This window comes from Arthrobacter sp. 10L430 (assembly GCF_056395245.1).
Genome location: NZ_JBFTJD010000001.1, coordinates 1 through 13,577, shown reverse-complemented (window position 1 = coordinate 13,577; position 13,577 = coordinate 1). Strand labels below are relative to the sequence as shown.

The following is a 13,577-nucleotide window of genomic DNA, read 5'->3' as shown; positions in this document are numbered from 1 at the left end:
GTTTATTTCGGCGTCCTGGTACCGGGCGTCCGGGTAGCGGACGTTTTGGTAGCGGACGTCCTCGTGCGGGATGTCCTCGTGGACTGTGAGGACATCCGCGAGCTCCAGCCTCATGATGAGGGCGTCGACGCCGTCGCGGTAGTATTTCCGCCGGACATGGATCTGCTCAAATCCGAACCGCACGTAGAGCTGCTGCGCACGGGGGTTGTCGGCCCGCACCTCAAGCAGGACGTCCGCCGCACCCCGGCGACGGCCCTCACGGATCAGCTCCGTGAGCAGGGCCGATCCGATGCCCCTGCCTTCATACTCCGGTACGACGGCGATGGTCTGGACGTCGGCGATCGGCTCGATGCACATCAGGCCCGCGTAGCCGACGATGCCGTCCGGCGCCTCCGCGATCAGGTACCTCCGGGTTTCGGGCTGGGCCAGCTCGTCCACGAACATCTGCAGCGGCCAGGCATCCACCGGAAAGAGCCGCGCCTCCAGCTCATGAACCGCCGGGATGTCGGCCGGAACCATGTCCCGGACCGTCACGCCCGGGCCCGGCAGCCTGGTGGTTCCGGACAGGCCGTTCACAGCGCGCGCTTCCGGGGGCCCGGAACCTGTGCGTCGGACTCACGGAGGTACAGCGGTGTGGAGTCCAGGAGCTGCTCCCCCGCCTCCAGCCTCGCCAGGGCGAACTGTCCCAGGTACAGCGCGTCAGGCTGTTCCGTGCTGAAGTCGGGGTCGGCCCGCAGGACATCGGAGTACAGCCCGGCGCCGGCGCCGTAGGCGGGCAGGCCAGGAAGATCGGAGGCGAAACCCACATGCGGCCCGTCCACGAGCCTGGGGAGCTGGCCCTCCTGCAACGTATACCGGGCCCAGTACACCTCTTTGCGCCTGGCATCGGTGGCCACGAGAAACTCGGGCGGCGCGTCGGTTGACTCGGCCACTTCCAGGGCCACGGCATCCAGGCTCATCAGTCCGTAGAGCGGTTTGCCCCAGACATAGGCAAGGGTCCGGGCTGTTGCAATGCCCGAGCGGAGCCCGGTGAACGGACCGGGCCCGACGCCGACGACGATTGCGTCGACGTCCGCACCCGTGACCTCGGCTTCGGCCAGCAGCTTCTCGATTCCCGGCGCCAGCACCTCGGCGTGGGTGCGCGTGTCCTCGGTGGAAAAGCTGCCCACGACGCCCTCGAGGGCGTCGTCGGATACCAGTGCGGCGCTGGCCACGGCGGAGGTATCTATGGCAAGGATGAGCATCAGGATGTCCCTTCGGAGGCCTGCTTCAGGACGGGCTGGTCCTCCCAGCGCGGCCCGAAGCCGCGGATGATGATAGTGCGGGGCTCGTCGTCGTCCTCGCTATCGAAGTCCAGGACAGCGTCCGCCCCCCGCGGTTCGGCGCCTGGGCCCGGGCCGTCTCCGACCCCAGGGTCACCAAGTGCACCGCCTCCAACAGTGGCGCTTCCAATAGTGCGGTGCAGCTCCACCTCGAGCCGGCTCTCGCTCAGGTGCTCCACGCGGTCACGTCCCCACTCCACCACGGTGACGGAGGAATCCATGGTGTTTTCGAGATCGATGTCATCGATTTCCGACGCCGATCCGAGCCGGTAGGCGTCTACATGGACCAGGTCCGGGCCGCCGGGCCTGGGACCGCCGGGGAGGTTGGGATGGATCCTGACCAGCACAAAGGTGGGCGAAATGACGCCTTCCCGCACCCCCAGGCCCTCCCCGAGGCCCTGGGTGAACGTCGTCTTGCCCGCGCCAAGTTCACCCGTGAGGACCAGCAGGTCCCCCGCCCGCAGCAGCTCCGCGAGTGCCGCGCCGAGTGCGTGGGTCTGTTCCGCCGTCGTAACTTTCAGGGTCTGGACCCAGCGCGGCGGATTAAGGGCTGCCGGAAGGCTCACTGCGCCGGCGTTTCGTTGATGAAGGTGCGCGGCACGCGGGGGCTGATGCGGGTCACGATTTCGTAGTTGTTGGTGCCGGCGGCACGGGCCCAGTCATCGGCGGTGGGGCCGCCGTCGGCGCCGTCGCCAAAGAGCAGGGCCTCGGCTCCGAGGACGCTGTGGCCGCCTGCTGAGACGTCCCGGCGGCCGAGGTCGATCACCATCTGGTCCATGGCGATCCTGCCCACCACCGGGTAGGTGACTCCTTCCACCCGCACCGGCCCGCCGGTGGCCACGCGCGGCACGCCGTCCGCGTAGCCCAGCGGGATGAGTCCAAGGGTGCTTTCGCCGGACGTGCGGTAGTTGAACCCGTAGGAGACGCCCTGGCCGGAGGGGACGTCCTTGCAGTGGGCCACCACCGTGCGCAGGGTCATTGCCGGGCGGAGTCCCAGTTCAGCGGACGTCTGCCCCTCGAACGGCGACAGGCCGTAGATGCCGAGACCCACCCTGACGAGGTCGAAGTGCGTGTCCGGCCGGGACAGGGTGGCCGGGGTGTTGGCCAGATGGCGGACTTCGGGGTCCACGCCGGCGTCCTCGGCGATGGCCAGGACGTCGCGGAAAGCGGCGAGCTGATCGTCTGTTTCGGGGCGCTCGGGTTCATCGGCTACTGCGAGGTGCGAGAAAATGCCCACCACGCGCAGCAGGCCTTCGTCCTGGTATTCCATGGCCTCGCCCACGAGGCGGTCCCACACCTCCACGGTGGCGCCGTTCCGGCCAAGGCCCGTGTCCACCTTGAGATGGATGCGCGCCGGACGCTCCTGGTCCCGGGCGGCAGTGACGATCCGCTCCAGCTCCCAGCCCGAGCACCCGATGTCGACGCCGGCGGCCACCGCCGCGCCGAAGTTGCTTTCGGGGGTGTGCAGCCAGGCGAGCAGCGGCGCCTCGATGCCGGCGGCGCGGAGGGCCAGCGCCTCGGAAATGTGCGCCACTCCCAGCCAGCTGGCACCCGCCTGAAGGGCTGCGCGCGCCACCGGTACCGCGCCGTGGCCGTACGCATCGGCCTTCACTACTGCCATGACCCGCGCCGGCGAGGCGGCTGCCACAAGACGCCGCACGTTGTGGCGGATGGCTTCGAGGTCGATCACGGCGGACCGTTCCTGGGACAGGTGCGGCACCGGACCTGTCGCGCGGGGGAGGTCTCCTGTTGCTGCTGGATATGTCACTCTATTGATTCTAATGCTGGCGCCCGGGGCCGGATAATTCGCCGAGCGGCGCAGGCCTGTGCGGGCCGAGCGGCGCAGTCCGGGCCGGGCCAGGCAGGGCCTGGGCGGGCGGGGCTAGGCGTCCGACAGGTGTGCGATCGTGGCGGCCGCCCGCCGCTGGGCCTCCGGCGGCACGTCGCGGACGATGTCGGCGAGGAACGCGTAGCGCCGCATCCATTGGCTCCCCCGGCGTTCCGGCCGGGCGATGGCGCGCTTCCACCAGTCAGCGATGTCCCCCCAGCCGGGCGCCGCGAGCGAGCCCCCGACTTCCTGGACGGCCAGCGCGGCGCACAGGTTCGCGAACCGCAGCCTGTCACCCAGCGGCCAACCCGCCAGGCAGCCCACCACGAACGCCGCCCCGAAGCAGTCCCCGGCCCCCGTGGGATCGTAGGCGGTCACCGGCAGGGACGGCACCCATTCCTCCTCGCCGGTCTCCGAGTCCACGGCCATGGCTCCCTGTTGCCCCAGTGTCACCACGGCCACGGGCACACGGTCAGCCAGCGAGTACAGGGCGGCCCAGGGATTCTCCTTGCCGGTGAAGGCCATGGCCTCGCGCTGGTTGGGCATGAAGGCGTGGAAATACCGCAGATTCTCCAGCCGGGCGTGCGACCACTCGCCGCTGGGATCCCAGCCCACGTCGCCGAACAGCTTCACGCCGGCGTTGTGCGCCGCGAGCGCCCAGGGCTCAAGCTCGTGGCCGAGGTCCGCCACTGCCGCCAGTGCGGGCGGGGGCTCCCCGATCAGCTCGGAGGCGGTCACCGGCGCGGGATGCCCGTGGGTCACCATGGAGCGGTCGTGGTCCACGCTCAGCGAGACCGTCACGGGCGAATGCCAGCCGGGAACGCGCCGGGACAGGGACAGATCCACGTGCTCCTGCCCGGCAAGAATCTTCCAGTTGTAGTCCCCGTAGCCGTCGTCACCGAACGCCGCCGCAAGGCCCGTCCGCAGGCCCAGCCGGGCGGCCGCGATGGCCTGGTTCGCCACGCCCCCGGGGCAGCTTCCCATCCCTTCGCTCCAGATTTCGGTCCCGGGCTGGGGCGCGTGCGGCAGTCCCGTGAAAATGATGTCCTGGAACACCGTCCCGGCCAGCAGCAGGTCAAAACCTCCGGCCGACGTCGTTCGGACGGAAGAGAGCGGATCGAAGCGGCCTGCGGGAATCGCATCCATGTTCGGCACACTACGCCGTGGGCCTTGGTGTTGAAACCCCAAGGTCTGGGGGTATGGCCAGGACCGGCGGTGCTCGCCGCCGGTCCGCAACGGTGAGCGGATGGATGGCGAAGCGGCACAGTGCGCATAGACTCCTGCCATGCGGCTCATGATCGCCGGTGGCGGCGGATTCCGGGTTCCCCTCGTGTACCGGGCGCTCTGCTCGGGGCCATACGCCGGGCTGGTCCGGGAACTGGTGCTCTTCGACGTCGATCCCGGCCGCCTCGCTGCCATCAGCGCGGTGCTCCGCTCCATGGCGGCGGCCTCCGGGACGGACGGCAGGGCCGCCGTCGGGCAGCCCTCGGCGGTGACCACCACCTCGTCCCTCCGCGAGGCACTGGCGGGCACCGACGTAGTGTTTGCAGCCATCCGGCCGGGCGGGACGGCAGGCCGGATAGCGGATGAACGCGTCGCGCAGGACCTCGGGCTGCTGGGCCAGGAAACCACGGGCGCGGGCGGCATCTCGTACGCGCTGCGCTCCATCCCCGCCATGCTGGAACTGGCCCTCGAAATGCGGACGCACTGCCCGGACGCGTGGCTGGTCAACTTCACCAATCCGGCGGGGATGGTCACCGAGGCGCTGCTGCCAGTGCTGGGCCGGAAGGTCATTGGCATCTGCGATTCCGCGAGCGCCCTGGTCCACCGCGCCGCCAGGGCTGCGGGCGCGCCCCTGCCTGCCGGAAAGCTCGACGGCGTGGGCTACTACGGGCTGAACCATCTCGGCTGGCTGTACCGGCTGGAGTCCGGCGGCCGTGATCTCCTGCCGGGGCTGCTGGCCGACGCCGGCGCGCTTGCCGGCTTCGAGGAGGGCAGGCTCTTTCCGCAGCCCGTCCTGCAGGCGCTGGGCGTCCTGCCGAACGAATACCTGTTCTACTACTACGAAACAGCGCGGGCGGCCGCGGCGATGCGCGCCATGGAGGGCACCCGCGGCGAGTCCATCCATGGCCAGCAGGCCGAGCTGTATCCCCGGCTGGCCGCCGCCGGCGAGGCGGCGTTTGGATTGTGGGATGCCGCACGCAGGTCCCGCGAAGAGGGTTACCTGGCCGAAGCCCGCAGCGCCGGCGAGGCGCGCGATGCCGAGGATCTTGCCGGCGGCGGCTACGAACAGGTGGCGCTGGCGGTGATGCGGGCACTTGTCGGTGAAGGATCGGGCAGGTCTGGCACGGACGGCGGCGGTACCCAGCTGATCCTCAACACGCGGAACTCAGCCGTTTCTCGACCGGGCGGCGGCGCGGAGCCGGCGATTCCCGGGCTGCCGCCGGACGCCGTCGTCGAGGTTCCCTGCACCGTGACCGCCAGCGGCGCGGTGCCCATCGCGCAGGACCGTCCGGCCGAACCGCAGCTGAGCCTCATGCAGCGCGTGAAGCGCGTGGAGCTCCTCACTGTGCAGGCCGCGGCCGGCGGCGAGCGCGATGCCGCGCTGGAAGCCTTCGCCGCTCACCCGCTGGTAGGGACGGAGAAACTGGCCGGACAGCTGCTTGCCGGGTACGAGGCCGCGTTCCCCGGGTTGGCGGCGTTGTGGCGGAGATCCGGCGGGGACAGCCGTAGTTAACCGGGGCGTGCTACTTCGAACGGTGCCCCGACGGCCGCAGCTGTGTGACGGCCGCAGCCTCACCTCGACACCAGCACCTCCAGCTCGTCGATCAGGCCGTCCACGCCCGGCGACGCGGCGATCGCCGCGCCAATCCGCCGGCTGCCGGCCTGGTATCGCCCGTCACTCAAGAGCTTCTGCACAGCATCCCGGATGGCAGCCGGAGCCGGCCGCCCGGTTCCGAGACTAATTCCTGCGCCCGCCCAGGCAACCCGGGCGGCTCCCTCGGGCTTGTCCTCAGTGTCTCCGGCGACCACAATGGGCACGCCGTTTTCCATCGCGTAGTGCAGTCCGCCGTATCCCCCGTTGGTCACATACACCGAGACCTTCGGCATGAGCTCGGCGTCGGGCAGGAATTCGGCGGCACGCGCGTTCGCTGGGAGCGGCGCCAAATCAGCCAGCGGACGCCGCCCCGTGCTGACCACCACAGTCACATCCTCCTGCGCGAGCGCCTCCAGGGTCGGCGCCACCAGTGCCGAGAAGTCTGTGTTCGACACGGTTCCCTGGGTCACGTAGACCACCGGACGGGAACTGTCCAGATCTCCCCACCACTCGGGCCTTGCAATGCCGCTGGGAACGTGCCGGGCCGTCGGTCCGAAGAAGCGCAGGTTCGCCGGTGCATCCGATCGAGGGTATTCGAACTCAGGGACCGTAAACTGCGCGATGAGTTCCGCCCGCCGCGGCCAGTCGAGCATGAATAGCCCCTCCAGCCCCACTCCTGTCAGCTCCCGCATGATGGCGTCGACCTGCCGGTCGCTGTCCCGCAGCAGGACCTTTTCCACCAGCCAGTTCAGGGCGCGGTTCCGCAGGCGGGCGGCGGGCCCGCGTCCGGGCGCCAGACCGAGACCGAACGGCGCGCAGTCCGCGCTGGAGAGCGTCAACGGCAGAATGCCGCACGCGATGACCGGCGGACGGTTCTCCAGCGGCAGCCCCGAAAGTGTGCCGGCTCCGACGAACGTGACCTCTGCAAGAACCAGATCTGTCGGTTCGGCCTGGATCGCCGCCGACAACGCCTCGAACTGGCCGCGCGCCGGATCGATAACCAGCACGCGGACGCCCTCCCGCACCGCTGCAATGCCCTTGGCGCTGCCGGCCGGGGGCGAGTACTCGGCCCCGGCACCCAGGGGAACAAATTCCGCACCGACTGCCCGGACAGCATCCTGGTACGCAGGACCCGTCAGAAACCGCACAGAGTGCCCGCGGTCGATCAGTCGCCGGGCAACGCCCAGCATCGGCGAAACGTGGCCGTCGTGAGGACCGCTGCAAACGATGATGGAAGCCATGGTTGGAGCCTATGGGGCGGGCAGCAGAACGTCTACAGCCGGTCACGAGGGCCAGGACCGTGAATGCGCGGGCGCTTCAGGAGTAGTGTTTTACCGGATGCAGTTCCCGGGCCGGGCGCCGGAGTTGGCGCTGGCGTGTGTGAGTCCCCGTGAACCGAGAGGAGAGCCGTGACCCCGATCAAGCGCGTGGCCTTCCTCTCCCTTCACACCTCCCCGATGGAGCAGCCCGGTTCCGGGGACGCCGGCGGCATGAACGTGTACATCCGCGGACTGGCGTCGGCACTCGCCGAAAGCGGCGTGGAGGTGGAGATCTTCACCCGGTCCACGGCCGCCGGCCAGCCCGCCGTCGAACATCCGGACCCCGGGGTGTGCGTCCACAACGTCCTGGCCGGACCGACGCGGAAGCTGCCCAAGGAGGAGCTGCCGGAGCTGCTCCACAGCATGGTGGCCGAGATCGAACGGATTCGCGAGCGGCAGCCGCACGGCCGCTACGACATCATCCATTCCCACTACTGGGTGTCGGGCGTGGCCGGACTGGAGCTTTCCGGGCTGTGGGGCGTCCCGCTGGTCCACACCATGCACACCATGGCCAAGGTCAAAAACCTCCTCCTGCAGTCCGGCGAAAAGCCGGAGCCGCGCCGCCGTGAGGACGGCGAACACCGGATCGTGGAGGGCGCCGCGCGGCTGATCGCCAACACCAGCGCCGAGGCCGCCGAACTCGTGTCGCACTACGACGCCGACTTTGACCACATCGACGTCGCTCCCCCGGGCGTTGACCTCGCCGTCTTCACCCCCGCCTTCCGCGGCCGCTCACGCGCCGCGCACGGCATCCTGCCGGGCACCTTCCACCTGCTGTTCGCCGGCCGCATCCAGCGACTCAAGGGGCCCCAGATCCTGGTCAAGGCGGCCGCCCTGCTCCGCGAGCGCCGTCCGGACATCGACCTGAAGCTGACCATCCTGGGAGCGCTGAGCGGCGCGAAGGACTTCAACCTGAAGTCGCTGGTCACCGCCGCCGGAATGGACGACGCCGTCACCCACCACCCGCCGGTCGGCGCGGCTGAGCTGGCGGGCTGGTACCGGTCGGCCGACGTCGTCGTAATGCCCTCCTACAGCGAGTCCTTTGGCCTCGTGGCGCTGGAAGCCCAGGCCTGCGGCACGCCTGTGGTGGCCACGCGTGTTGGCGGGCTGTCCCGCGCCATTTTTGACGGCCGCACCGGGCTGCTGGTGGACGGCCACCGGGCCGCTGACTGGGCCGACGCCCTCGAAGCCCTCTATGACGACCCAGCTACGCGGGAGGACATGGGCCGCGCGGCCTCCGTGCACGCGCAGAGCTCGGGGTGGCAGCGCACGGCGGCCATCACGCTGGAAAGCTACCATGCCGCCGTCGACGAATTCCCAGCCGGCCACAGCGTGCCGGCCGGCTACGTTCCGCGGCTCACCGGCTGAGCCGGGCCCGGCCGGAGAAGACCCGAACGGATTCCCCCGAACCAAAGGACGACGATGTCTGACAGCAGCACTCCGAGCGATCTGGAAATTGCCCGCGGCGCCAGCCTGCGGCCCATCGGAGACATCGCGGCCGCCGCCGGCATCGATGCCGCGGCCGTGGAGCTCTACGGCCGGTTCAAGGCGAAGATCGATCCGGCCAAGCTGTCCGCCGCGGCCGCGCAGGGAAAAGTGGTTCTGGTGTCGGCGATGTCGCCCACTCCTGCCGGTGAGGGAAAGTCCACCACCACGGTGGGCCTTGCCGACTCGCTGGCCAGGGCGGGCCACAAGGTGATGATCGCTTTGCGCGAGCCCTCGCTCGGGCCGGTCCTGGGGATGAAGGGCGGGGCAACCGGCGGAGGCTATTCCCAGGTGGTGCCCATGGACGAGATCAACCTGCATTTCACCGGCGACTTCCACGCCGTGACATCGGCCAACAATGCCCTCATGGCGCTGGTGGACAACCACATCTACCAAGGCAACGAGCTGAACATCGACCCGCGCCGCATGACGTTCAAGCGGGTGCTGGACATGAACGACCGCTCACTCCGGGAAGTGGTGATCGGCCTCGGCGGACCGACGCAGGGCATCCCGCGCCAGGACGGCTTCGACATCACCGTGGCGTCGGAGATCATGGCGGTGTTCTGCCTCGCCACCGACATCGCAGATTTGCGCACACGGCTGGGCCGCATCACGTTCGGCTACACCTACGACCGGGCACCGGTCACGGTGGCCGACCTTGGCGTCCAGGGCGCCCTCACCCTGCTGCTCAAGGACGCCATCAAGCCCAACCTGGTGCAGACCATCGCCGGCACCCCGGCGCTGGTGCACGGCGGCCCGTTCGCCAACATCGCCCACGGCTGCAACTCCCTCATTGCCACGCAGACGGCCCGCCGGCTCGCTGACATCGTGGTCACCGAGGCCGGCTTCGGCGCGGACCTGGGGGCCGAGAAGTTTATGGATATCAAGGCGCGCATCGCGGACGTGGCACCCGCCGCCGTCGTGGTGGTGGCCACGGTCCGCGCCCTGAAGATGCACGGCGGGATCGCCAAGGACCAACTGAAGGAGCCCAACGTTGAGGCGCTGGCCGCCGGTGTGGCCAATCTCCGCCGCCACGTCAGCAACGTGGAGAAGTTCGGCGTCACCCCCGTGGTGGCCATCAACAAATTCGCCACGGACACGCCGGAGGAACTGGACTGGCTCCTCGATTGGTGTGCAGGGGAAGGCATCCAGGCTGCAGTGGCCGATGTCTGGGGCCGTGGCGGAGGCGGGGACGGCGGCGATGAACTGGCGGCGAAGGTGGCGGCTGCCGTTGCCGGGCCCAACAACTTCCGGCACCTGTACCCGCTGGAGCTGTCTGTGGAGGACAAGATCCGGACCATCGTGCAGGAGATCTACGGCGCGGACGGGGTGGATTTCTCCGTGCCTGCACTGCGGCGGCTGGCGGACATTGAGAAGAACGGCTGGTCCGGGTTGCCCGTGTGCATGGCCAAGACGCAGTACTCCTTCACCGACGACGCCTCCCGGCTGGGCGCACCCAAGGGCTTCACCATCCACGTGCGCGACCTGATTCCCAAGACCGGCGCAGGCTTCATCGTGGCCCTCACCGGTGCGGTGATGACCATGCCCGGACTCCCTGCCGTGCCGGCGGCCCTGCGGATGGACGTGGACACGGACGGCAACCCGGTGGGCCTGTTCTAGACCCTCTCGCACTTCCTGCCGCCCCCAACCCAACCCTCTCCCACTTCCTACCGCCCCACCCCCAACGCTCTCCCACTTCCTGCCGCCCCCAAGGCGACCCTCTCCCACTTCCTACCGCCCCACCCCCAACGCTCTCCCACTACCTGCCGCCCCACCCCCAACGCTCTCTCACTTCCGTGCGCCCGGCGACTGCCTGTGGATAACTTCTGCAGCGTCGCCGCTTTTGGGTCAGACTGCCTGCATGCAAATGAGCAATAATCTGCCCGGACTGCTGGCAACAGCTCCGTTCACGATCGACTCGGCGCGGGCCGCAGGCGTTTCCGCAAACAGGCTGCGGCGAAAAGACGTGGTCCATGTGGGTCGAGGGCTCTACCGCCCGTCGGACTGGAGCTTTGAGCTGGAGGCCGCGGCGCGGGCGCTGTCGAACGCGTCGCCAGGGGCCTGGATCTCACACGTCACTGCGGCACGGCTTCGGTGCCAACTGCTGCCGCCCTGGCTGGCCGACTCGACGGAGCTGCATCTAAGCAAGCCCCGGGCCCTGCCCTCGGTGCGCCGCAGCGGCGTACTCGGCCACACGGTACTGGCACTGGAAGACGAAATTGAGTGGGCCGACGGCATCCGCATCAGCACGCGATCGCGGACGTGGCTGGATTTGGCGCGACGACTGTCGGTGAGTGATCTGGTGTGCATGGGTGACCAATTAGTCCGCATCCCGCGAGTGGTCTTCGAGGGACGGACGCAGCCCTACGACACCTTGGACGGACTGCGCACCTTGGTGGGTCGCCATCCGAACCTGCAGGGTGTAGTCCGTGCCCGGGCAGCACTGGATCTGATGCGGGTCGGCGCCGACTCCGCGCCGGAATCGTTGCTTCGCCTGGCGATGGCCGATGCCGGCCTCCCCGAGCCGGGTCTCCAACTGGTATTGCGCATCGGTGACGGCATGTCGCCTACCGCCGATCTCGGTTACCGCCATCGGCGGCTCGCCATCCAGTACGACGGCGGACATCACCTCCTCGACGCACAGTCCCTTAGTGACAGACGCCGTGACAAGGCTTTCGAAGCCGCCGGCTGGACTGTCCTGATATTGGACAAGGACGATCTTGCTGACGATTTCCAAGCGGCCATCGGCAAGATCAAGCGCACGTTGCGCACCGCGTGGCGAGATCATTCCCAGTTATCGGGCTTCGCCGACGCCGGGTGAGAGAGCGTCACGTCCAAATATGCAGGAAGTGAGAGAGCGTCACCCAAAGACCTACAGGAAGTGAGAGAGCGTCCGGCCCGTCACGAAGAACTCCGGCCCGCTGCTGGTTGTCCGTCCCGCTGTTCTGCCCGTTCTGCCGGATCGGCCGGATCAGCCCGTTCTGCACGTTCTGCCAGACCGGCCGAAACGGCCGAAGCTGCCCGTCCCCTAGCCGGCTCCACCTGGGTCTTCGAACCGCCCCGGGGACTCGTGGAACCGCCGCGCTCGAGCGAAACGAAGACCACCACCACGCTCAGCACTACCAGCCCGGCAACGTACGTTGCGGTGGCCGGGTCCTCGACAAGGAGCTCCGGAATCGCGCGTCCGGGCACCGCGACGGCGAAGATGAAGGCAACGGCAATGCCGATGTAACTGCCGATCATGTTCCGCAGGTGCGACTGGATGTTGCGTCGGATCGCGCCGATGAGGCCAAGGGTGACCGTCACGATGGTGAAGGCGGACAGCCCGTGCAGCCAGGTGAAATGCCCAGCCGTCACAATCCAGAAACTGCTGACACATACGTAGTACATGGCCGCCACCCATAGGTAGCCCATGGTGCGGTGGACGCGGTCGCGGCGTCGGCGAAGAATTTGGAAGGGGCCGATCGCAAGGACAAACAGTGCGGCGGTCACGTGGCTGATAAGCAGTACGTTCCAGTGGTCCATGCCCTTAGGATAGAACCACTATCCAGTGCGTGTACATCAGGATAGTTGGCGCCGGATTCGCTATCCAGTGGATCCGGGACTTCGCGGGAAGGAAACGCGGCATGCAGCTCAAGGAACTGAGCGAGCACTCGGGAGTCTCGGCCGCCAGCATCAAGTACTACCTTCGCGAGGGCATGTTGCCAGCCGGCCAGACCGTCCACGCAACTCGCGCGCAGTATTCGGCCAGGCACGTCGAGCGTCTCAATTTGATCCAGGCGCTCCGCCGGATAGTCGGACTGAACATTGAGCAGATCCGCGGCCTCCTCAAAATGGCCGACGACGGCGCCCCGCGCCTTACGCTCTTAGCGGCCGTTCAGCGCGTGGTGCTGGACCTGGACGCCTCCACCACCAGCAGTGGCGGGGTCCGCGCACCGGCGGGGGACGCCGTCGTGCGTCTCCGGAACTGGCCGGATTACCCAAGTGACGCCCGGAGTGCTTTGAACGCCCATCTCGAGCTGATGAAAAGCCTCAACATTCGGGTTTCCGGCGAGCTCCTGGATACCTACAGCAAGGCCATGGACGACGTCGCCGGACTCGACATCGCGGTGACGACCGCCCCAGACAGCGTCGACCAGCTCATTCTCACTGCCGCCGTCGGCATGCACATGCACAGCCAACTGCTGCTAAAGCTGCTCGCACTCGCCCAGGCGAGCCACGCCATCCGGCGCTACGAACAGGACGCTTAAAGCACGACGCTCCCCCACTAAAAGTGAGAGAGCGTCGCGCCACAACCCACCAAAAGTGAGAGAGCGTCGCGGAAGGAGGGAGAGGGTTTAGCGCTCGAGGTCGCCGCGGATGAAGGCCTCGACCTTTTCACGGGCGAGGTCGTCATTGAACTGCTCCGGCGGGGACTTCATGAAGTAGCTCGAAGCCGACAGGAGCGGGCCGCCGATGCCGCGGTCCAGGCCGATCTTGGCGGCGCGGATGGCGTCGATGATCACGCCGGCGGAGTTGGGTGAGTCCCAGACTTCCAGCTTGTATTCGAGCGAGACGGGGGCGTCGCCGAAGTTGCGGCCCTCGAGCCGGACGAAGGCCCACTTGCGGTCGTCCAGCCACTGGACGTAGTCCGACGGGCCGATGTGAACGTCCTTGGCAGCCAGTTCGGCCTCGACGTTCGAGGTGACGGCCTGGGTCTTGGAGATCTTCTTGGACTCGAGGCGGTCGCGCTCCAGCATGTTCTTGAAGTCCATGTTGCCGCCGACATTGAGCTGGTACGTGCGGTCCAGCGTGACGCCGCGGTC

12 protein-coding genes and 1 pseudogene are annotated in these 13,577 nt (G+C 68.3%); 5 read left to right on the top strand and 8 right to left on the bottom strand.

All coding sequences use genetic code 11. The features are described 5' to 3' along the window. Positions 1–99 precede the first annotated feature (99 nt). From rimI to AC1DDG_RS00045, 5 genes and pseudogenes are all read right to left on the bottom strand, one after another. Positions 100–519, bottom strand: a pseudogene (gene rimI / locus AC1DDG_RS00065) (ribosomal protein S18-alanine N-acetyltransferase); the annotation flags it as partial. A gap of 53 nt (positions 520–572) precedes the next feature. After that, positions 573–1,244, bottom strand: a complete 672-nt coding sequence (gene tsaB, locus AC1DDG_RS00060) for a tRNA (adenosine(37)-N6)-threonylcarbamoyltransferase complex dimerization subunit type 1 TsaB (RefSeq protein WP_476874519.1) — start codon at positions 1,242–1,244, stop codon at positions 573–575. Next, on the bottom strand, positions 1,244–1,888 hold the full coding sequence (tsaE, locus tag AC1DDG_RS00055) for a tRNA (adenosine(37)-N6)-threonylcarbamoyltransferase complex ATPase subunit type 1 TsaE (protein WP_476874518.1): 645 nt from the start codon (positions 1,886–1,888) through the stop codon (positions 1,244–1,246). Before tsaE ends, tsaB begins: the two co-directional genes overlap by 1 nt. Beyond that, positions 1,885–3,090 (bottom strand): alanine racemase, encoded by a 1,206-nt coding sequence (gene alr / locus AC1DDG_RS00050; protein ID WP_476874517.1) that lies wholly within the window; start codon positions 3,088–3,090, stop codon positions 1,885–1,887. Before alr ends, tsaE begins: the two co-directional genes overlap by 4 nt. 114 nt (positions 3,091–3,204) lie before the next feature. Then, positions 3,205–4,296 (bottom strand): carbohydrate kinase family protein, encoded by a 1,092-nt coding sequence (locus tag AC1DDG_RS00045; RefSeq protein ID WP_476874516.1) that lies wholly within the window; start codon positions 4,294–4,296, stop codon positions 3,205–3,207. 139 nt (positions 4,297–4,435) lie between these two features. On the opposite strand from AC1DDG_RS00045, the gene AC1DDG_RS00040 reads away from it, so the two are divergent. Continuing rightward, positions 4,436–5,887, top strand: a complete 1,452-nt coding sequence (locus AC1DDG_RS00040; protein ID WP_476874515.1) for a family 4 glycosyl hydrolase — start codon at positions 4,436–4,438, stop codon at positions 5,885–5,887. A gap of 59 nt (positions 5,888–5,946) precedes the next feature. Here the strand turns inward: AC1DDG_RS00040 and AC1DDG_RS00035 are convergent, their stop codons facing one another. Next, a complete protein-coding gene (locus AC1DDG_RS00035) occupies positions 5,947–7,209 on the bottom strand; it encodes a glycosyltransferase (protein ID WP_476874514.1) in 1,263 nt (420 codons plus the stop codon). A 168-nt stretch (positions 7,210–7,377) separates the two neighbouring features. Here AC1DDG_RS00035 and mshA point away from each other — a divergent pair, with 168 nt between their 5' ends. The 3 genes from mshA to AC1DDG_RS00020 all read left to right on the top strand — a co-directional run bounded on the left by mshA (position 7,378) and on the right by AC1DDG_RS00020 (position 11,593). After that, the gene (gene mshA / locus AC1DDG_RS00030) at positions 7,378–8,655 is read left to right on the top strand and encodes a D-inositol-3-phosphate glycosyltransferase (protein WP_476874513.1); all 1,278 of its coding nucleotides are present in this window, start codon (positions 7,378–7,380) and stop codon (positions 8,653–8,655) included. Between the two features lie 54 nt (positions 8,656–8,709). After that, on the top strand, positions 8,710–10,392 hold the full coding sequence (locus AC1DDG_RS00025; protein WP_476874512.1) for a formate--tetrahydrofolate ligase: 1,683 nt from the start codon (positions 8,710–8,712) through the stop codon (positions 10,390–10,392). A gap of 241 nt (positions 10,393–10,633) precedes the next feature. Beyond that, on the top strand, positions 10,634–11,593 hold the full coding sequence (locus AC1DDG_RS00020; protein ID WP_476874511.1) for a DUF559 domain-containing protein: 960 nt from the start codon (positions 10,634–10,636) through the stop codon (positions 11,591–11,593). Positions 11,594–11,673: 80 nt separating this feature from the next. Here the strand turns inward: AC1DDG_RS00020 and AC1DDG_RS00015 are convergent, their stop codons facing one another. Further along, on the bottom strand, positions 11,674–12,297 hold the full coding sequence (locus tag AC1DDG_RS00015; protein ID WP_476874510.1) for a DUF2306 domain-containing protein: 624 nt from the start codon (positions 12,295–12,297) through the stop codon (positions 11,674–11,676). Between the two features lie 101 nt (positions 12,298–12,398). Here AC1DDG_RS00015 and AC1DDG_RS00010 point away from each other — a divergent pair, with 101 nt between their 5' ends. Next, positions 12,399–13,022 carry a MerR family transcriptional regulator gene (locus tag AC1DDG_RS00010; protein ID WP_476874509.1) on the top strand — a complete coding sequence of 208 codons (624 nt, stop codon included), beginning with the start codon at positions 12,399–12,401 and terminating at the stop codon, positions 13,020–13,022. Positions 13,023–13,109: 87 nt separating this feature from the next. On the opposite strand, the gene AC1DDG_RS00005 is transcribed toward AC1DDG_RS00010, so the two are convergent. Further along, positions 13,110–13,577, bottom strand: a 468-nt coding sequence (locus AC1DDG_RS00005; RefSeq protein ID WP_476874508.1) for an inositol-3-phosphate synthase, incomplete at its 5' end; no start/stop codon positions are given.

Excerpts from the sequence above, each read along its gene's own strand:
- AC1DDG_RS00035 (WP_476874514.1), bottom strand. The coding sequence starts at position 7,209 with ATGGCTTCCATCATCGTTTGCAGCGGTCCTCACGACGGCCACGTTTCG.
- AC1DDG_RS00010 (WP_476874509.1), top strand. The coding sequence starts at position 12,399 with ATGCAGCTCAAGGAACTGAGCGAGCACTCGGGAGTCTCGGCCGCCAGC.
- tsaB (WP_476874519.1), bottom strand. The coding sequence starts at position 1,244 with ATGCTCATCCTTGCCATAGATACCTCCGCCGTGGCCAGCGCCGCACTG.
- AC1DDG_RS00025 (WP_476874512.1), top strand. The coding sequence starts at position 8,710 with ATGTCTGACAGCAGCACTCCGAGCGATCTGGAAATTGCCCGCGGCGCC.
- AC1DDG_RS00040 (WP_476874515.1), top strand. The coding sequence starts at position 4,436 with ATGCGGCTCATGATCGCCGGTGGCGGCGGATTCCGGGTTCCCCTCGTG.
- AC1DDG_RS00045 (WP_476874516.1), bottom strand. The coding sequence starts at position 4,296 with ATGGATGCGATTCCCGCAGGCCGCTTCGATCCGCTCTCTTCCGTCCGA.
- AC1DDG_RS00015 (WP_476874510.1), bottom strand. The coding sequence starts at position 12,297 with ATGGACCACTGGAACGTACTGCTTATCAGCCACGTGACCGCCGCACTG.
- AC1DDG_RS00020 (WP_476874511.1), top strand. The coding sequence starts at position 10,634 with ATGCAAATGAGCAATAATCTGCCCGGACTGCTGGCAACAGCTCCGTTC.